This is a genomic window from Methylobacillus gramineus (assembly GCF_020532675.1).
GTDB lineage: Bacteria > Pseudomonadota > Gammaproteobacteria > Burkholderiales > Methylophilaceae > Methylobacillus > Methylobacillus gramineus.
Map to the genome: position 1 here is coordinate 71,485 of NZ_JAJAVE010000002.1, position 17,743 is coordinate 89,227.

General features: G+C 48.6%; 18 protein-coding genes and 1 riboswitch. Of the genes, 9 read left to right on the top strand and 9 right to left on the bottom strand.

Features of this window, described 5'->3' with window-relative positions:
- Positions 1-132: 132 nt before the first annotated feature.
- A complete protein-coding gene (locus LG201_RS09785) occupies positions 133-2,781 on the bottom strand; it encodes a TonB-dependent receptor (RefSeq protein WP_226772019.1) in 2,649 nt (882 codons plus the stop codon).
- Between the two features lie 424 nt (positions 2,782-3,205).
- Between LG201_RS09785 and LG201_RS09790 the strand changes: the two genes are divergently transcribed.
- The 5 genes from LG201_RS09790 to LG201_RS09810 all read left to right on the top strand — a co-directional run bounded on the left by LG201_RS09790 (position 3,206) and on the right by LG201_RS09810 (position 8,356).
- Complete coding sequence (locus LG201_RS09790; RefSeq protein ID WP_226772020.1) at positions 3,206-3,646, top strand: rhodanese-like domain-containing protein; 441 nt, start codon at positions 3,206-3,208, stop codon at positions 3,644-3,646.
- A gap of 440 nt (positions 3,647-4,086) precedes the next feature.
- Positions 4,087-4,977: a dienelactone hydrolase family protein gene (locus LG201_RS09795; RefSeq protein ID WP_226772021.1), complete on the top strand. Its 891-nt coding sequence runs from the start codon at positions 4,087-4,089 to the stop codon at positions 4,975-4,977.
- A 14-nt stretch (positions 4,978-4,991) separates the two neighbouring features.
- Positions 4,992-5,507, top strand: a complete 516-nt coding sequence (locus LG201_RS09800) for a GlcG/HbpS family heme-binding protein (protein WP_226772022.1) — start codon at positions 4,992-4,994, stop codon at positions 5,505-5,507.
- A 2-nt stretch (positions 5,508-5,509) separates the two neighbouring features.
- Complete coding sequence (locus tag LG201_RS09805; RefSeq protein WP_226772023.1) at positions 5,510-7,699, top strand: protein-disulfide reductase DsbD family protein; 2,190 nt, start codon at positions 5,510-5,512, stop codon at positions 7,697-7,699.
- Between the two features lie 36 nt (positions 7,700-7,735).
- Positions 7,736-8,356, top strand: a complete 621-nt coding sequence (locus tag LG201_RS09810; protein ID WP_226772024.1) for a redoxin domain-containing protein — start codon at positions 7,736-7,738, stop codon at positions 8,354-8,356.
- 86 nt (positions 8,357-8,442) lie between these two features.
- Here the strand turns inward: LG201_RS09810 and LG201_RS09815 are convergent, their stop codons facing one another.
- Positions 8,443-8,655, bottom strand: coding sequence for an RNA-binding S4 domain-containing protein (locus LG201_RS09815; protein ID WP_226772025.1), 213 nt, complete (start codon positions 8,653-8,655; stop codon positions 8,443-8,445).
- Positions 8,656-8,787: 132 nt separating this feature from the next.
- On the opposite strand from LG201_RS09815, the gene LG201_RS09820 reads away from it, so the two are divergent.
- Positions 8,788-9,414 carry a DUF4202 domain-containing protein gene (locus LG201_RS09820; protein WP_226772026.1) on the top strand — a complete coding sequence of 209 codons (627 nt, stop codon included), beginning with the start codon at positions 8,788-8,790 and terminating at the stop codon, positions 9,412-9,414.
- Positions 9,411-9,704 (top strand): hypothetical protein, encoded by a 294-nt coding sequence (locus tag LG201_RS09825; protein ID WP_226772027.1) that lies wholly within the window; start codon positions 9,411-9,413, stop codon positions 9,702-9,704. The genes LG201_RS09820 and LG201_RS09825 overlap by 4 nt, the downstream gene beginning before the upstream one ends.
- A 20-nt stretch (positions 9,705-9,724) precedes the next feature.
- Here LG201_RS09825 and LG201_RS09830 read toward each other — a convergent pair whose 3' ends face one another.
- From LG201_RS09830 to LG201_RS09850, 5 genes are read right to left on the bottom strand one after another with little or no spacing between them, the layout of a single operon-like run.
- Positions 9,725-10,063, bottom strand: a complete 339-nt coding sequence (locus LG201_RS09830; RefSeq protein ID WP_226772028.1) for an antibiotic biosynthesis monooxygenase — start codon at positions 10,061-10,063, stop codon at positions 9,725-9,727.
- Positions 10,064-10,071: 8 nt separating this feature from the next.
- Positions 10,072-10,617, bottom strand: coding sequence for a bifunctional adenosylcobinamide kinase/adenosylcobinamide-phosphate guanylyltransferase (gene cobU / locus LG201_RS09835; protein ID WP_226772029.1), 546 nt, complete (start codon positions 10,615-10,617; stop codon positions 10,072-10,074).
- A gap of 2 nt (positions 10,618-10,619) precedes the next feature.
- A complete protein-coding gene (locus LG201_RS09840; protein ID WP_404809731.1) occupies positions 10,620-11,450 on the bottom strand; it encodes a cobalamin-binding protein in 831 nt (276 codons plus the stop codon).
- A complete protein-coding gene (gene bluB / locus LG201_RS09845) occupies positions 11,432-12,097 on the bottom strand; it encodes a 5,6-dimethylbenzimidazole synthase (RefSeq protein ID WP_226772030.1) in 666 nt (221 codons plus the stop codon). The genes LG201_RS09840 and bluB overlap by 19 nt, the downstream gene beginning before the upstream one ends.
- 24 nt (positions 12,098-12,121) lie before the next feature.
- Positions 12,122-12,694, bottom strand: coding sequence for a hypothetical protein (locus LG201_RS09850; RefSeq protein WP_226772031.1), 573 nt, complete (start codon positions 12,692-12,694; stop codon positions 12,122-12,124).
- Between the two features lie 167 nt (positions 12,695-12,861).
- Positions 12,862-13,092, top strand: a riboswitch (cobalamin riboswitch).
- Between the two features lie 150 nt (positions 13,093-13,242).
- Here LG201_RS09850 and LG201_RS09855 point away from each other — a divergent pair.
- On the top strand, positions 13,243-15,573 hold the full coding sequence (locus tag LG201_RS09855; protein ID WP_226772032.1) for a TonB-dependent receptor: 2,331 nt from the start codon (positions 13,243-13,245) through the stop codon (positions 15,571-15,573).
- 90 nt (positions 15,574-15,663) lie between these two features.
- On the top strand, positions 15,664-16,935 hold the full coding sequence (locus tag LG201_RS09860) for a hypothetical protein (protein WP_226772033.1): 1,272 nt from the start codon (positions 15,664-15,666) through the stop codon (positions 16,933-16,935).
- Positions 16,936-16,972: 37 nt separating this feature from the next.
- Here the strand turns inward: LG201_RS09860 and LG201_RS09865 are convergent, their stop codons facing one another.
- The gene (locus tag LG201_RS09865; protein WP_226772034.1) at positions 16,973-17,284 is read right to left on the bottom strand and encodes a DUF2149 domain-containing protein; all 312 of its coding nucleotides are present in this window, start codon (positions 17,282-17,284) and stop codon (positions 16,973-16,975) included.
- Positions 17,281-17,718, bottom strand: a complete 438-nt coding sequence (locus LG201_RS09870; protein ID WP_226772035.1) for a MotA/TolQ/ExbB proton channel family protein — start codon at positions 17,716-17,718, stop codon at positions 17,281-17,283. The genes LG201_RS09865 and LG201_RS09870 overlap by 4 nt, the downstream gene beginning before the upstream one ends.
- Positions 17,719-17,743: the final 25 nt, after the last annotated feature.

Below are 17,743 nucleotides of genomic sequence, written 5' to 3' on the forward strand. Positions count from 1 at the left end.
TAAACAGATAGTGTGTTGTTGATTGTTTGTATTTGTACAGTTGAGGGTGTTTTACTGCTGGTGTGATGAATAATAAGCAGAATTAAAAATGCCGGTATGAGCCGGCATTTTTAATTGTTTACAGCAATTTTTTTAGAACTTGGTACGCAGTACAACACCTACATAGCGACGCTGACCAAGACCATCGTAGCCTACTGGAGCACTATTGCTATAGGTATTGACGCTGGTGGTGTAAACCTTGTCAAAAATATTCTTGCCTACAAGATTAAATTCCCAGCTGTCTTTCTTGCCACCGATAATACCGATGCCAGCATCGGTGACAGAATAGCCAGACTGTTCACCATATTCAGACAACAAATTTTCCACGTTTTGCTTGGAGCGAATCACGGTGCTGAAGAATGCTTGTGCTTTCAGGCCTCCCCAAATTGGCTGTATGTAGTGAGCACCGATAATCCCGGTAAGTTTAGGGGCACCTACAATTTGCTTGCCAGTATTATCGCGCACACCTCCACCAAGCTCCGGTGGACGGGTTGCTGTGCTCCAGTCTTCATATTGAGCACGGTTATAAGCACCACCAAATGTAAAGCTCAAGCGATCAGAGTACAAGTATCCGCCTTCAAACTCGATGCCTGTAGCCGTAATCTCAGGAATATTACCAAGTTGTGAGCGATATCCAGTGCCGCCAGGCGCGGATGCATCTGCCACACTTGTTGTTGCTTGATAGCCCTTAACAATAGTGTGATAAATGTTCGCGTTGAACATTAATCGACGATCAAAGAACAGTCCCTTGGTACCTAATTCAAAACTGACAGATTTTTCAGGGTCAAGAGGTACAACTGTTCCGTTGTTGTTGTTGAATGAAATGGCCGGAGACTTCTCACCGCCAGCTGCAGATGCATAAAACATCAAATCGTCATTGACTTTATAACTTGGGCTGACTAGCCAAGAGATTGAGTTGTCATTAAGTTCATCGGCCGTGTTTTTTGCGTAACTACCGATTTGAGCGTTACGAATGGCGATAGCATTTGAATCTGTCAGTGCATCGCCTCCAGTGGTCCATCTTTGGGCACTGTTATTTTTATACTCATAGGTTTTACGTAAGCCTGTGGTTAAGGTAGCCTTTTCTGTCAGATGCCAGTTCACTTGACCAAATGCGGCAAAGCTATCAGTTTCAGGAGTAAAGCGAGTGTTGAGTCGCACACCATTTAATGATTGTTGCAATAGGCCACGATTGGCTATTAAAGCATTATATTGAACGTCAGTCGCAAAAAATGCGCCAGCATCAGAACCATAAGATGCACGATTAGTTTGTGAAGTCTCGGTATGTAAATAGAATAAACCTACTTGGTAATCGTAGAGTTCACCGATGTCAGATGTCCAGCGGATTTCTTGAGAATATTGCTTGTGATCAACCAGTGTTCCGCTTTGCGCAATATCAAAACGAGTTTGCTCTTGATCATTGGTAGCGTCGAAGTTGTAGCCTCTATATGCAGTGATAGAAGTCAGCGTGTGTGAGCCAATATTCCAATCCAGTTTGGCAGATATACCGTAGTTCTTGGTTAACAATGGTTCGGCTTGACCAATATCAATCTTGTCTTTGGAGCCAATAATTGGACTATATCCCCCAAAATAATCACGTGCTAATCTTGAGCCATAGGTGTGATTGGCAGGAGTATTGGTATTAGGCCTATACCTAGGATTACCATTTGCAAAATTGACCGGGTCATACTGGAAAGGCTTGGTGTTACTATTTTCCTTGGATTCGGCATAATCAAGACTGATTTTTGCTTTGAAATTCTCTGTTGGCGTTATCAAGAACTGAATTTTGCCGCCAAATCTATTACGTTCATGAAAACGTTGATCGGTAATGCCGCCTTCACGAGAGTTGTTAATATTCTCAATATCCCCTTCTTGGCGATCAATAAAGAACGACGTGCGATATGCGATGACATTGTCGATCAGCGCATCCGAGATTGAGCCACGTGCACGTAATGCACCTGGGAAATCACTGCCGTTCTGATTGGCACCGACCTCGGTTTCAAGATAAGTCTGGCGAGTGAAGGTTGGTTCCTTGGTGACGTAGTTGATGGCACCTAGTGTCGTATTTTTGCCTTTCAATGTGCCCTGAGGGCCACGTAGCACTTCGACGCGATCCAGATCGGTGAAGTCTTGGTAAGTCATACCAGGCAAGCTGAGATACACATCGTCAACAATCGCACCCACAGCTGCTTCCATGGACTCATCCCCCGTGGATTTGCCAATACCACGGATAGAAATACCTGAGCGACGTGCATTTGGTGTGGTGGCTGTTAGTCCTGGGGTGACGCGTGTGATGTCATCAACAGTGAAAATACGCTCCCGATCTAATCTTGGCCCACCAATCACAGAAATAGGGATGGGCACATCTTGTGCAATTTCTTCACGGTTACGTGAAGTAACCACAACAACGCCTAATGCTGCAGCATTGTCCCTAGCCGTTTGCTCCTGCTCAGTGATTGCAGCAGGTATTGCTGCTACAGGTGTTGCTTGGGTGCTGGTTTCGGCAGCGGTAATGTTGTAGCGCTGTTTGAGTTCATTCAGTTCCCTGCTGAGTTTAGCATTCTCCTCTTGGAGAGACTCCACAGATTTTGGGTCGTTCTCTGCAGCATGTGCATAATGGCTAAGCCCGCCCATGGCGATACCTGCCACCACAAATGCAGGCGCAGAAGATGCACCCAGGCGGGATAGCAGTTTCGCTACAGGCTTTTTATGCAAATGCCCAAGCTTGGAATTGTTCGACATCTAATTATTTCCCTTTAATAGTTACAAATATTTCTTCGCGCTAAGCCAATGGCAACATGTGTGCCAAAATCAACGGGACATTATTATTTTTTTCAAAAGACTGATTTTTATAGATTTTTTGTTCTGATGAATATCAGTGATGTGCGTGAAGGTTGTGGACTAAGTGTTGCAAAATACTCATCTGCTGCGTTTTCAACTGATGTTTTTACAACATTTATATTGAGATTTGTTGTTAATTAGTCAGCTCAATGAGTGCCATATTTTCCTGGTAGGTGGTCGGATTGATTGGTGGAAAATATTTTAGATAGATGATTATTAATGGATTAATTGAACTGGTTGGAGCGGATGGCTGGAGTCAATGATGTCGCTGGCACGCTAGCTGCTATTCATTCGCCATCTACAATGTCCTCTAAAGGAAAATTAAATGAGAGTATTACTCAATGTGTTGTGCCTAGCTGCTGCGTTCAATATTGGATTGGTATCAGCTGCTGATGAAGCAAAACCAGCTGCACCGGTTTATAAGACCAAGAAACTTGGTAAGGCAGAAATAGACCAGTTGCTAGCTAAGCCAGAAAAGCTGGTGGTGATTGATGTACGTCGTCCTGACGAGCTGACTAAGATAGGCGGATTCCCAGTTTACCTCAGCATACAATTGGCTGATTTTGAGAAGAGCTTGGCTTATATTCCTAAAGATCGCACGATAGTGACTGTTTCAAATCACGCAGGAAGAGCCTTGAAAACAGGCGATATTCTGATTGATAAGGGTTTCAAGGTGGCTGGTGCTATTGGTGCACAGAATTATGAAGAAGAAGGTGGTAAGCTGACACGTGTTGAAGTGCCTCAACCAACCGCAGCACAAAAATAATTCTTTTGAATTTGATCTCTGCATACCTGTTTAAGAAAGATGTCATTTTCGAGGCAGGTATGCAGAACTTAAGCGCTGCTGCTGTTTGATTGGAAGCAGTGCATGGACTCTTTGCTGTTGTGAATGAAACATTTGACACCGCAGCTCGTTGCCCACTTTTATATCATTGATTCAAGTGGTGACAAATTTCTGCTCTATTATTCAGATGGTTATCTGAATTTCCTTACTATATTTTCTTCCTCAATATGATTGTGCCAATGCTGGCACACTATCTGCTGTTGTTGCCACGTTGATTATTCTGCTAATTGGCGAACCATCTGTTGAATTGCCAACAGGTCACGCCCATCAAGATTACAGAGAATGTGGCGCTATTCAGGCGCATTGAAATGCATGGAGGCAATTCATGCTGAATAACTTAAGAACATTAACAGGAGCTGTGCATGGTACGTAAAACCGCAAATGACTTTCCACCCGAGGTATTAAAGGCGTTTGATCAGTACACTCATGGTGAAATCAATCGACGTGGCTTCTTGAAAAATGTGGCCAAATTTACTGTGGCTGGTCTTTCAGCTGAAGCCCTGTTGCTTTCATTATCTCCTCAGTTTGCCCAAGCAGAGCAAATAGCGCCGGATGACAAGCGCATTACTACCAGCTGGGTAGAGTTTCCCTCTCCTAATGGCAATGGTAAGGTTAAGGGATATCTAGTAAAACCGGCTAAGTTTGCAGGCAAGCTACCAGTGGTACTTGTCGTGCATGAAAACCGTGGCCTCAATCCTCACATCCAAGATATTGCTCGTCGTGTAGCGCTGGACAATTTTATTGCGTTTGCACCGGATGCATTGAATCCGCTGGGTGGTTATCCAGGTGATGAGGACAAGGCACGTGAATTATTTGCCACTTTGGACCAGACCAAAACACGTGAAGATTTTATCGCTGCCGCAACTGCGTTGAAAACGTTGCCAGATGGTAACGGCAAAGTCGGTGTAGTGGGCTTTTGCTATGGCGGTGGTATATCCAACTTCCTGGCGACACGCTTGCCAGATCTGGCAGCTGCAGTGCCATTCTATGGAGCCCATCCACCTGCTGAAGATGTAGCCAAGATCAAGGCACCTCTACTGGTTCAATTGGCCGAACAGGATGAGCGCATTACTTCGGGATGGCCTGCTTATGAAACTGCATTGAAAGCCGTCAATGTGAAGTATCAGGTTTACATTTATCCTGGTGTGCAACATGCATTCAATAATGATACGACACCGCGCTACGATGAGGCTGCTGCCAAATTGGCATGGCAACGCACTATCAGTTTCTTCAACCAGCATTTGCGTGCTTGATCGGGAGTCGTTAGGTGGGATGGATTAACACCATAGCCCGGGTATCTGTTTTGAGTATGGCGGCTACTCATGGACTAATGGCTGCAGAGGTGGCAACGGAAGCACCGCGCGCACCTGTGCCTGCTGCAAAAGGCATACCGTTGGCGCTAGCACTTGAAGCGACACAAGCCAGTATTGAAGCTTGTGGACGTAAGGAAGGCAAAATAGGTGTCAGCATTGTGGATAGTGCAGGGGTATTGAAAGTGCTATTGGCTGCGGATGGAACCTCCCCGCGGGGTGTTAGCTCCAGTACCGATAAGGCCAGGACGGCACTTGCTTTTGGGGTGGCAACCAGCAAATTGCATACACAAGTGGAAACAGACAAAAATCTGGCCACAAAAATCGCTGAAAATCCAGGGTATAACAGTCGCCCCGGGGGCATATTAATAAAGTCCGGCGATCAATTGCTTGGTGCTATCGGAGTCGGAGGTGCCAAGATTGATGAAGAGTGTGCACTTGCCGGTTTAGAGAAAATCCAGTCCAGGCTATGAAGGTGATTAAACGTATATTGGTGGATCGGCATATGGCTTGCCACGGCTGGATTGCTTCAGTTCTTTTAGTTTTGTTCAGCATCTCTGGCAATAGTGTTGCCGCAGATGCGGATGAAGCCTCAACTGAACAGGTTAAAGCCAAGCTGGTAGCTTCGGTTCAAGCTGTGCATGCTGGCGATGAAATCACTGTAGGCATCAACCAGCGCATTATTCCACATTGGCATACCTATTGGATCAACCCAGGTGATTCTGGCATGGCGACTTCCATTGCCTGGACTTTACCTGCGGGGAGCGAAGCAGGCGATATCCAATGGCCGATACCGCATAGGTTTAATGTCGGGCCGATTACTAATTATGGCTACTCTGACGATGTAACACTTCTGACCAGCATCCGCGTACCGACCACACTGAAAGTTGGCGATCACTTCCCTGTGAGGGCCTTGGTGAACTGGTTGGTCTGTGATGACGTGTGCATCCCTCAGGAGGTAACGTTGACCTTGTCCCTCCCGGTCATTCCAGCTGGTGTAGATGGTGGCAATGGAAATGAGCTGATTGCCCAGGCCAAGCAGAAATTACCCATCACTAGTCCTTGGCAAGTTGATGCCTATGGGCAGGAGCAGGGGCCATTGCTCAAGATCCCAGGCAAAGTCCTTGAGTCTGAGAGCAAGGCGGAAGTCTGGTTTTTCCCGGAGGAGTGGGGACGTGTTTCCCATAAATCCAGGCAACCTAGAAGAATAGACCCCGATGCTTTGTGGCTGCAGTTAACAGCTGGAGATAATCCATTGCTTGCTGGAGAGTCACTTAAAGGTGTGCTGGTCATCAGCAAGCAAACCAGTAGCGGTACTCTCGCACAGGGGTACCAGCTAGATGTGAAGCTGGGGCCAGGAATTGCGGAAAAGATTGTTGACCAAGAGATGCTGGTAGAGGGTGCTGATGCTGGTGAGGATATCAGTTTTTATTCCGCACTGTTATTTGCGCTTTTAGGAGGGATCATTCTTAACCTCATGCCGTGTGTATTTCCGGTGCTGTCAATCAAAGCTTTGTCATTGTTGCATCACAGTAAGCAGTCACAAAGCCAGACGAGACGTCACGGTTGGGCCTATACCGCTGGGGTGTTGGCAAGTTTTATCGCGTTAGGTGTGGTACTGATTGTACTGAAAACTGCAGGTGGACAGGTCGGCTGGGGATTTCAGTTCCAATCTCCAATTTTTGTAGTGTTGGTAGCTTATCTGATGTTTACAGTGGGTCTTAGCCTGTCTGGTGTATTGACTATAGGCAGTTCATTCACTGGGGTTGGTTCTTCACTTGCAGATAAATCAGGGTATAGCGGCAGTTTCTTTACTGGTGTATTGGCGACAGTAGTGGCTACGCCGTGCACTGCGCCTTTCATGGGGGGAGCTCTGGGTTATGCCCTTACCCAGCCAGCAGTTGTGTTGCTCTCAGTGTTCCTGAGCTTGGGACTAGGGCTTGCCCTGCCATATTTACTGCTTAGTCACTGGCCTAGCTTGCAGCGTTTCTTGCCCAAGCCAGGTATCTGGATGGAACGATTCAAGCAGTTGCTGGCTTTCCCTATGTATGCTGCTGCCATTTGGCTGATCTGGGTGCTGGCTCAGCAAGCAGGGGCGAACGCCGTAGCACTGGCGCTGGCAGGATTGTTACTCATTACATTGCTGGCCTGGGTTTATGAAATCACCCGGCATAGCAGCAATAAGAAGCGTTATGCCGCGAATGCTTTCTCTTTCTTGGGCGTGCTGGTTCTGCTCTATGGGAGTTACAGCGGTATTCAGTTGTTTGCGGGGGCGATTGGTGCTGCTGATAGTAAAACTTCTGCCGGCATTGCTACAGAAAAGAACTGGGAAGTATATAGCCAGCAACGATTTAATGATCTTCGTAACCAGGGCAAACCAGTCTTTATCAACCTGACTGCGGCCTGGTGTATTACTTGCCTGGTCAATGAGCAGGTCGCCTTAAGTCAACAGAGTGTGGCTAATGCTTTTAGTAAGTCGGGTGTGACTTACCTCAAAGGAGACTGGACCAATCAGGATCAGCAGATTACACAGTTGCTTAAACAGTTTGGTCGTAGTGGTGTGCCTTTATATATTTTGTATCCGGCCGGCAAGGATGCAAAACCGCAAGTGTTGCCACAGATTCTGACGCCGGAAATTGTATTAAATGCAGTGCAGAAGTTGTGATTATTACTCAATAATTAACTAATCAAGGAGTTCATCATGTTGTTACGTCAATTACTGAATATTGCTATTTTCGGTACCAGCCTGGCTTTTCTGCCGTTGGCGGCTAACGCTGCTGCCGATATTGGCAAGCCAGCTCCAGCTTTCTCCGTAAAAACTGCCAATGGTGACACATTGAGCCTGGATTCGCTCAAAGGTAAAACCGTGGTACTGGAATGGACTAATAATGAATGTCCTTACGTGGTGAAGCATTACGGTAGCGGCAATATTCCCAATCTGCAAAAAGACGCGGTCGCTCAAGGCATCGTGTGGTTGCAGGTAATTTCTTCCGCTGAAGGGAAACAAGGACATCTTGATGGTCCGTCAGCGATTAAGCTTAATACAGAGCGCGGTGCAGCACCAAGCAAGGTATTGCTGGATTATGATGGCAAGATCGGCAAACAATACGATGCACAAACTACCCCCCACATTTTTATTATCAATCCTGAAGGTGTATTGGTTTATAAAGGTGGTATCGACAGTATCGCGACTGCCAAAGTTGAGGACATTGCCAAGGCAGATAACTATGTCAAACTTGCTTTGGGCGAACTAGCTAGTGGCAAGAAAGTATCTCATGCCAGCACCAAACCTTATGGTTGCTCAATCAAGTATGCCAGCTAAGCGGTAACTATGTTTTTCGTAAAAAAGGTCGGAAGTTTCCGGCCTTTTTTATTGGTTGCCATCAATAGCAACCAATAAGTGTGTGCTTATTCCTTAGCCAGTACTTCTATGGTTTCCCCCATGCACTCGACCACTTGACCAGCACGTATTTTGGCAGTCTTCCGGCTTTCTGGTTCGCCATCCACTTTGACCAGTCCTTCTGCCACCATGGCTTTACCTCTTCCGCCTGAGTCTGCAATGCCTGTCAGTTTGAGCAGGTTGCAAAGCTCAACGTATTCGTCTTTGAGAGTGAAATTCATGGGAGAGGTACCTGCACTAGATGGGAGAGGGGGATTACACCATGTTTTCAGCGTGCAGGTAAATTTTCTAGCATGAGGCTTTAGCGTAAAATGGTGAATTGCTCATTTGTTTGATGACGTTTAGAGACTGACATGCAAGATTTCCCCCAATTTGGCCCGGCTTTTTCCAGGGCAATGATGGCGTTTGACGCGCGTAATGCGCAAGATCCGAATCGGGTGGTGTTCAATGGTGCAGAGTATGCCAAGGAGTTGCTGTATGCACAGCGCATGAGTGACATGCTTGCACGCTATTTACCAGAGGCTTCCGAAGCATTGCAGTTGGCAGCACGTTGTCAGCATATCGAGCGCTGGACCATTAGCCGCGCTTCATATCCCATGACACGCCCGGGGTATCATCAATGGCGCAAAAATCTCAAGGCGTACCACGCCCAGTTGGCGGGAGAGCTGATGCAGGAGGCGGGCTATGATGAGGGTATGATCAAGCGCGTGGCACAGTTGGTCAGCAAGGATGCCTCATTGGCTGATGGCGAGATGCAGGCGCTGGAAAACCTGATTGTGATGGTGTTTGTTGAGTATTACCTGGAGGAGTTTGTAGGGCAGCATCCAGAATATGATGTGCCGAAATGGAAGGATATTTTGCGCAAGACCCTGCGCAAGGTATCACCAGAAGGACATCAGGGCTTGCTGACCAAGGTCAACTTGCCGCAAGCGTTGGTGCCCTTGATTCAGGAAGTGATGCGCGAGGAAGGCTGGTTGTGAGTGCGCATCGTGAGCGGCATCTTGTCTTGTCTGTGGGAGAGGTAGCGCTCAGGATGGGATTGCACGAGGTGCTGGTCACGCTGAATCAGGAGGCGGTTGGCCGCTTGGGATTCCGTGCCTTGGGTTCGGCCAACAACGCGGATGAGCCTCCGTTGTATCGTTTGCGCGAGGTCGATCTGGTTGCGCATTTACAAGCCCATCATGAGGTCATCATCAATGAAGCGATTGGGATGTTTGCTCAATATACCGGCGCAAAAGTGATTGGTCTCAAGGTCTCGCGGTCATCATAAAGGCAAGCTGCCTTTGTTATTCATTCTGAAGCGTGGTGGGTCAATGCGTTGGTGGGATGTGCAAAGGTGCCATCGCCATAAGCGCGCAGTACTTGAGAAATGATGACCTGGTAACCGTTAAGCCAATTGGACTGCGCCGCTTTGGCTTCCAGGTGCCTGGGGTGTTGCATCAGCTCCTGCATCCCTTGCATGGTGTGCCAATAATATACATTGCTAACGCGCCCGCTTTCCGGGTTTTCCCAAGCTTCTTCACCTATATATCCCGTGGTTTTCCGGGCAAATTCGGCAATTTCCTGATCAATTTGATAAAAGGTTTCATCAAATTGCTTTTTATCAAAAACGAATGTGGCGGAGTACATTGATCTGCCTAGCCCTTGAGCAGCAATGGCAGTCCAGCGGCTGTAAATGTCACTTGAGGACACAGTGCGGCCACTGCCTGGTTCAGGCGACCTGCTTCATCCTGAAATTGGCGGTTGATCTCGCCCAGCGGCACGATGCCCATGCCGACTTCGTTGCTGACCAATATAATTTTTCCAGGGAGTTTTGGTAGTACATCCAGTAATGCTTGTCGCTCGGATGGCCAATCCACTCCTTCAGGCGGGGCGCATTCAGGGCATATGCATTGCGCCAGCCATAGCGTCAGGCAATCCACTAGCAGGCAGCGATTGTCGGCCGCCTGTTCGCGTAAAGTATCAGCGAGCTTGTGAGGGACTTCTACCGTTTGCCAATGATCGGGGCGGCGTTGCTGGTGTAGTTGTACACGGTTGCCAAACTCAGAGTCATAGACCTGGGCGGTGGCAATGTAGGTGACTGCCAGCTGACTTTCTTCGGCAAGTTTTTCTGCATAAGCGCTTTTACCTGAGCGTGCACCGCCCAGGATAAGGTGCAGGGGATGGGGTTGGCTGGAACTCATGATTAACTCCAATGCTTGCTATGGGCCTGCTGTACGCCCCATCGCTGGATGATGGCTTGCAGCTGTTTGAGGCCTTGGGTAATGGCAGCCGGGCCTGGTTGCAGGAGATCGGCAGATTTTATTTCGTGAATCTGGCCATGTTGCACAGCGGGGATGGTGTCCCAGCCTGGCCTTGCCAGTAGCTGCTCAGGTTGAAACTTCTTGCCGCACCAAGAGCCGATGATGATATCTGGCTGGCGGCGAATAATCTCCTCATGGTCATGAATCACCCGTTCTTTGGCCAGTCTGAATTGGCCCAGATCAGCAAAACAGTCTTCACCTCCTGCAATTTCAATCAGTTCGCTCACCCATTTAATGCCGCTGATGATGGGATCGTTCCACTCTTCAAAATAGACCACTGGCTTGCGAGGGAGGTAGGAAGCGGTTTCTTCGACTTGATCCATCTGTTGTCGCAGCTCGCTGACCAATAGTGCCGCTTTTTCCACCGCGCCGACTAAAGCACCGATGGTAGTGATCATGCGCAGAATTTCCTCGATAGAACGTTGATTGAAGATATGGACTTCAATCCCCGCCTTGATCAGGCTAGTGGCAATATCTGCTTGCAGGTTGGAAAATCCCAGTACCAGGTCGGGTTCCAGCGCGAGAATTTTGTTGATATTGGCGCTGGTAAATGCGGATATCTTGGGTTTTTCCTTGCGCGCAATAGAGGGCCGCGTGGTAAACCCTGAGATGCCGACAATACGATCCTGCTCACCCAGCAGGTATAGAATTTCCGGTGTTTCTGCGGTGAGGCAGATGATGCGCTGGTGCAAACTCATACTGAATCTGTCCATTGATTTTCCATCATCAGCTCGGCCAATGGCCGCTCTTTCGCCCAGCCAGCCTCTACCAGCATGGGAGATGTGTAGAATTCATCGACGTAGCCCAGGCAAATGATGGCAATTGGTTTGGCTCCTGCTGGAAGATGTAGCAGTGTAGCCAGTTTTACCGGATCAAAAATAGATACCCAGCCCATGCCTAGACCTTCCGCTCGCGCTGCCAGCCATAGGTTCTGAATCGCGCAGGCAACAGAGGCCAGATCCATTTCCGGTAGTGTGCGGCGGCCAAAAATAAAGCGCTCCCTGTTGTCACACAAGTTGGCAATCAGCAATTCACCACACTGTTTGATGCCTTCAACCTTGAGACGCAAGAATTCTGACTCACGCTCGCCCAGTGCATGGGCGGTTTCCAACCGTTCTTCCTGCACCAGGTCATAAATTTTCTGGCGTAAGGGATCGCTGGTAATGCGGATGAAACGCCAAGGCTGCATCAAGCCTACGCTGGGAGCATGATGGGCTGCATCCAGTAGCTTGTGCAAAATCTCAGCATCGATCTTGCCAGGGCGAAAGTGGCGCATGTCGCGACGCTCCTGGATGGCGCGATATACCCCGGCCACCTGAGAATCTGGAAAAGCAAAGGGATTTTTTTCAGAGGAACTCATACTTCAAGCAAACTTAGATGGGCTTTAGACACTCATGGTCCAAAGGATACGGATTTGTCGGACGAAATGCGCACCTCCCCACACCATGGCAAAGTACATCATGGAAAATCCCAGATATTCTGGCAGGTAGTTCCAGCCATGCAATAGGGTTTCATGCAGTCCATTGTTGGGGAAGCGTCCGGAAAAAAGGTAGTAGGTCTGGGTGGAAATAACGAAAGCGAGAAATGTGGTGGAGATAGTGACGAGCACATAGGGCAGCAGGGCAAAGGTATCCTGCCGCGTCGCTAGCCAGCGACCGCCCAGCCACATCACTGCGTACGTAGGAATCATGCCCCAATAGCCATCAGTCAGGCAGAAACCCAGGTAAGGGTTAAAGGCCGCGGCACCAAAATCAATCGCGGTGGCCATCATGAAAAAGAAGATAAACCAGAGAGCACGCTGTAAAAATATCCCGCCTAGCAGAAAGATGACGGGACTGGCATCAGGCAGCGAAAAAGGAGTGAGCACATGGCTACCGCGCGTCAACAGCATAAAGAATGCCAGAATGGCTGCAATAGCCACAAACTGGACAATCTTAATCTGGGTTGGAGGTGCCATTGAAGCTAACAATATGGTTCTGTTATATAAATATAACAACCATGATAACACTGTGAGTTTAGCTCTTGAGCAAGCGAAAGCATTTTTATAGATTTATACGATAAGAAGTTGTTTCTGATATTAATATTCGTTAGCATTGCCTGCATTGTACTGTGTCGGTGCTTGCGTCACCGATAGATCGTGCTGGTGCCTTGTTACAAGGCTTAATGGGGAATGCGGTAAGGATGCGTCATCCAATTCCGCAGCTGTCCCTGCAACTGTGAGCGGTGAGTGAAATGTGCTGTGAGCTGGCAATGCCAAGCTCTAGCCACTGGGTGTTGAGAGAAGATCAACCTGGGAAGGCGTGCATTGAATGTTGACCCGCAAGCCAGGATACCCGCCAGCACTGGTCGCTCTTGCCTTATTCAGGGATTGATAATGGTACGGAAATCTTCCGTCTGGGCGACGAAAAAAGCGGCGGGGGCCGCATTGCCGTTCACTCTGGAGTCTTAGGAATCCGTGTGCGTAATCGGCTGTCCCTGCCAAATAATTGGTGTCTAGGGGAAGTCATGAACATCACAGCACTGTTACCGCTTGCAATTGCGGCGACATTATTTGCTACATATGCGTTAGCCGTAGAAACCACTCCAGCAGCTTCATCAGACCTGCAATCTACTGCCATCGCAGAAGTGCCTGCCATTGATGTCACTGGCAGTCGCACAGCCCTGCGAGATGTGCTCTCTCCAGGGGTGGTGTCAGTGGTATACCCGGATGACGTCAAGGGCGAGCATAAATCCCTGCCGGAGCTGCTGGACCAGATCCCGGGGGTCTATGTACGTCGGGTGGCGGGGACTGGGCAATATACCACCGCCAGTATTCGCGGCAGTGCACCCAGCCAGGTCAATGTCTATATCGATGGCATTCCCGTCAATACCTCCAGTGAAACCGCTGCTGATCTCTCCACCATCTCCATGTCCAATGTCGAGCGCGTTGAAGTCTATCGCGGGGTAACACCAGCACGCTTTTCCGGCGCTCCCATGGGTGGTGCAATCAATATTGTCACTAAAAAGCCAACAGGCCTAAGCGGCAGCGTGTCAGCCGGACGACGCTCATACGATGGCAAGCAGGAGAGTGCCAGCATCACCACACCGCTGTTTGGTGGGAATCTGTTGATTGGGGTTGATGATGAGAGTAGTGAGGGGGATTTCAGGTACAAGGATTACACAGTGCAATCCTTGAATCAGATTGTGCATGGGGATGGTACGAGACCATCAACGGCTAATGTTGATGCAATCACTGGTGAACCCTACCCTGTGAATCGTAGACGTCTCAATAATAGTTTTGAGAAAAAGAATGCTCTTATTAAGTGGCAGAACCAGAAGTTAGTTGCTAAGTGGGCATACCTGGAAATGGAACGCTATTTGCCTCGTGAGATTAGTAGCAATACTTCATATACAGATCATGCCCAAGATCTCGCATGGGTGCAGTTTGGAGAGCGTCAACGTAAACAACAGAGGCTGAACCAGAATGAGTTTTTACTAGGTTGGCGAGATAGTTTTGCCAATATGGGTGCAGGAGTTAATTTTACCTACCTTGATAAAGACCAGCGCTACCAAAATGTTGATGCTGGCGATAGTAACCCTGGCAGACGATGGATGGACTATCGCACAAAACGTTATGGTTTGTCGGGAGATCTAACTTGGGAGCTTGGACAAAATGCTTCTGTGGGTCAATTGCTGGAATTACATGTTGATCGTTATCGTGAAACGCTTTATTCCGATATTAGTGATAATCCAGAGACTTCCGATTTTATTCCCCAATATCGGCGAGATGGAACACGTGTACAAGCTCAGAACACTATTACGATTGCTGCGCTGGGTAATTTGCAAGTCACGCCTATTGTTCGGATGGAAAAGCTTGATGGCCCTGTGATCGGGCGTGCATCTTCTCCACAAAGTGGACCATCCGGTAAATATGACTGGAAGCCGACAGGTAGTATTAGTCTGAAAAAGAATCTTGATACAGGTTGGCAAGTATTTAGTAGTTACGGTAATTACATTCGGTATCCGAGTTTTTATGAAATTTATGGGAATGGTTTTGATACTGTCCCCAATGCTCAGGCGGGTACCGGGGAGACTGTGCCTCTCAAGCCTGAAACTGGTCGTAATGGCGAGTTTGGTTTTGGATGGCATGGAAAGATAACAGATAGTCTCGGAGGTGATTTCAGGCTGACAATTTTTGAGCGTACGGCTAAGAATGCTATTACGCTTTATTCGGTGCCGATCGCAGCTAAATATATCAACTCAGGGGAAACCTATAATCGTGGGGTTGAAGTTGAGGGTAAATTAAGTTTTGGTCAGCGCGTCGATATTCAGTTTGCAAGCACATGGCAACAAGGATGGTACCGCGATGGGGGACTCTTTTACTATGGGGGTGCTTCAGCTCAGAGTAGGTTCCCTGATGCTGACAAGGTCAGGGTGCGTAACATGCCGGCAGTGGCTACCAATGTGCGGTTGAATCTACATTTTTTTGATGGGAGCCTGATGACGTATATAGAAGGTAAACATACTGGCCGTCTCTATAGGGATGTGCAAAGTTGGGAAGAATCGCTCACCACTTTTGATGTTGGTACACATTACAAAATAACTAAAGGCTGGAAGCTGTCAGCAGGTGTGAGTGACATTTTTAATCAAGGCCCTAAGCAGAAGCTAGGGGGCAGAGGAGATCAAAAACATGAGTACTCATGGGATAGCTGCGATCCTTCTGATCCAGATTACATACTTTGCCAGTTTGGTCTTGCTCCGGGCGTTCGGTTTGATGAGGTCTATCCAATTAAAGGCAATGTACTCTATCCGCAGCAAGGTCGTACTGCCTACTTTACTCTAGCGTATACATTTTGATTGAGGTTTCACCTTCTCATGCCAGAGGTAGCATACATGCGGTACCAATAGAAAATTCTTATTCTGAGTTCATTAAAGGAGAGCAGGTAGATGGCAAATACATTTTTGGCTTATAGCGTTTATTACTATGATGCATCCAATATAGGTCGTGGTATGGCTGGTCGTATTTTGGATACTGGTAGTGCGGTAGCCGCAAGCCCTAATCTTAAAACAGGACTCAATGGCGACCCCAAGGTGGAAGGCTTTGCAGACAGTACCAATGTCTTGCGGATTGCAGTGACCGATTACGTTAATGGCGTTTCCAGGCCGGTCTCGATTTATAACGCTGTTTCTCCGACGGTTGCACCAAGCCCGGCGACTGTCACCTGGTCCAATGTAAAAAACCTCGGTGACCTGGTGAAAGTGGGCAGTTATCTGTATGCGATTGATTACGACAATGCACGCGTGGTGGAGATCAATGCGACAACCTTTGCACAAACGGGGGTCAGTTACACATTGCCTGCCAGCCTGACGCCGAGTGGCTTTGTTGCGCATGGTCAATCGCTCATCAATATAGGTGGCACGCTGTTTGGCTTATTCACTTTTGCCAATAGCGGCTGGACGACTTATGCCAATAGCCTGCTGGTGCGTTTTACCATTACCGGCGGTAGCGCAATCAGCGTGGGTGCTACTGACTACAATGCCAATCTGGCGAAAAATGCATTTGCATTTGCGAATAGTGGAAATGATCTTTATGTGACAGCGGTTGGTGGTGTGCAAGGCTCATCAGGCACGCCTAACGCTGCTTCGCGGTTGCAGAAAATTAATTACACTCTGGCTAACCTGACCACGGCGACTGTGACGGATGTGCTGAGTCCAAGTGCCACTTACCCTTACGAGTTCCGTGACATCAGCTTCAAGGGAACCACGGCCTATATCCTGATGGGCACTTATAACAGCAGCTGGCAATTGGCGGGCAAGCTGGTGAGCACAACTAACTTCACCACATTTACCACCATCAATGATTTCAGCGCTGGTGCGCCCGGCTACTTCTGGGCCGCACAATATACTGCTGACAATGACCGCATATGGTTTGCGCGTGGCAAACAGATCCTGGTGTATGCGGCGACCAGTACCACAACCCCGGTATCTACCTTGAGCCTTACAGCCGGCAGCTTGATCAGCACCGGTCAGCTATATGACAACCTGAATGACCTGACCTATGTGGGGGCACTGGGCACGCGGACTACACTGCGTGGGTACCGATCACCTATCCAGGTTTCTCAGTCAGCCAAAGCGGTACGAGCACGCACCATCACGGCAGGCCGTCCTGAATTGACTGAAGAAGAACAGCGTCAGTTGGACGAAGAGTTTAGCGCTTAACGCAGTCATGCCCACGCCATCACCCTGGCTTATCAAGTCAGGGTGATGGCGTTTTACCTTCTGTATTTTCTATCAATACCAGTTTGCCGGTCTTGGGGTCGCGATAGACCTGTCCCACTGACTGGTAACCATTGCCCAGGTGTGAGCTTGAGCTGGCAATATCAGGGGCCTTGATTTCCTGGCCTTGCTCTATTTCCTTTGGTTTGACCAGCATGGTTTGTCCGCCAGCGCTGAGGGCGGCCAACAGGCCGCAGGCAAATACCAGCATGACATCCACCAGGTTGACCAGGCTGGCCCGTGGGTCTTCATCTTCATGGTCAAAGCGGCTGCTCAGGCGCAATTTGCTCATGATCTGGCTTCCAGTCCTTCCAGCACATCTTCATACCAGCGACGGCGCAGCTTGCCGATTACAAGGCCGATAATGCCTGCAATCAGGCCCAGCACGGTTGCATCAAATGCCGTGGTGACGGCCTTGGCCAGTTGTGCCGGATCACCTTGTCCAAGCGCTGCCAGGCCAGGCCCGAGCGGGATGATGGTTGCCATCAGGCCCAGCATGGGCGGAATGCGGGAAAGCAGGTCTGCACGTTCCAGACGGTGTCGTGCCAGCTTGGTGACGGCGTCGATATTGCCTGAGGCGCGCATCTGGCGCAGTCCGAACAAGCGTTCACCCAGGGTAAGGCCAGCTTCCAGGACGGCGATGATGACGGAGATCACCAGAATGATAATGACAGGTTTCAATAACCAGGTAATGGCGTGATGCAAGTTATCCAGATCAAAAGGCATAGCAGTTATTCCATATAGTTAGCTG

Excerpts from the sequence above, each read along its gene's own strand:
- LG201_RS09790 (WP_226772020.1), top strand. The coding sequence starts at position 3,206 with ATGAGAGTATTACTCAATGTGTTGTGCCTAGCTGCTGCGTTCAATATT.
- LG201_RS09820 (WP_226772026.1), top strand. The coding sequence starts at position 8,788 with ATGCAAGATTTCCCCCAATTTGGCCCGGCTTTTTCCAGGGCAATGATG.
- LG201_RS09855 (WP_226772032.1), top strand. The coding sequence starts at position 13,243 with ATGAACATCACAGCACTGTTACCGCTTGCAATTGCGGCGACATTATTT.
- LG201_RS09860 (WP_226772033.1), top strand. The coding sequence starts at position 15,664 with ATGGCAAATACATTTTTGGCTTATAGCGTTTATTACTATGATGCATCC.
- LG201_RS09785 (WP_226772019.1), bottom strand. The coding sequence starts at position 2,781 with ATGTCGAACAATTCCAAGCTTGGGCATTTGCATAAAAAGCCTGTAGCG.
- LG201_RS09830 (WP_226772028.1), bottom strand. The coding sequence starts at position 10,063 with ATGTACTCCGCCACATTCGTTTTTGATAAAAAGCAATTTGATGAAACC.
- cobU (WP_226772029.1), bottom strand. The coding sequence starts at position 10,617 with ATGAGTTCCAGCCAACCCCATCCCCTGCACCTTATCCTGGGCGGTGCA.
- LG201_RS09865 (WP_226772034.1), bottom strand. The coding sequence starts at position 17,284 with ATGAGCAAATTGCGCCTGAGCAGCCGCTTTGACCATGAAGATGAAGAC.
- LG201_RS09815 (WP_226772025.1), bottom strand. The coding sequence starts at position 8,655 with ATGAATTTCACTCTCAAAGACGAATACGTTGAGCTTTGCAACCTGCTC.
- bluB (WP_226772030.1), bottom strand. The coding sequence starts at position 12,097 with ATGAGTTCCTCTGAAAAAAATCCCTTTGCTTTTCCAGATTCTCAGGTG.
- LG201_RS09850 (WP_226772031.1), bottom strand. The coding sequence starts at position 12,694 with ATGGCACCTCCAACCCAGATTAAGATTGTCCAGTTTGTGGCTATTGCA.
- LG201_RS09840 (WP_404809731.1), bottom strand. The coding sequence starts at position 11,450 with ATGGACAGATTCAGTATGAGTTTGCACCAGCGCATCATCTGCCTCACC.
- LG201_RS09810 (WP_226772024.1), top strand. The coding sequence starts at position 7,736 with ATGTTGTTACGTCAATTACTGAATATTGCTATTTTCGGTACCAGCCTG.
- LG201_RS09795 (WP_226772021.1), top strand. The coding sequence starts at position 4,087 with ATGGTACGTAAAACCGCAAATGACTTTCCACCCGAGGTATTAAAGGCG.
- LG201_RS09870 (WP_226772035.1), bottom strand. The coding sequence starts at position 17,718 with ATGCCTTTTGATCTGGATAACTTGCATCACGCCATTACCTGGTTATTG.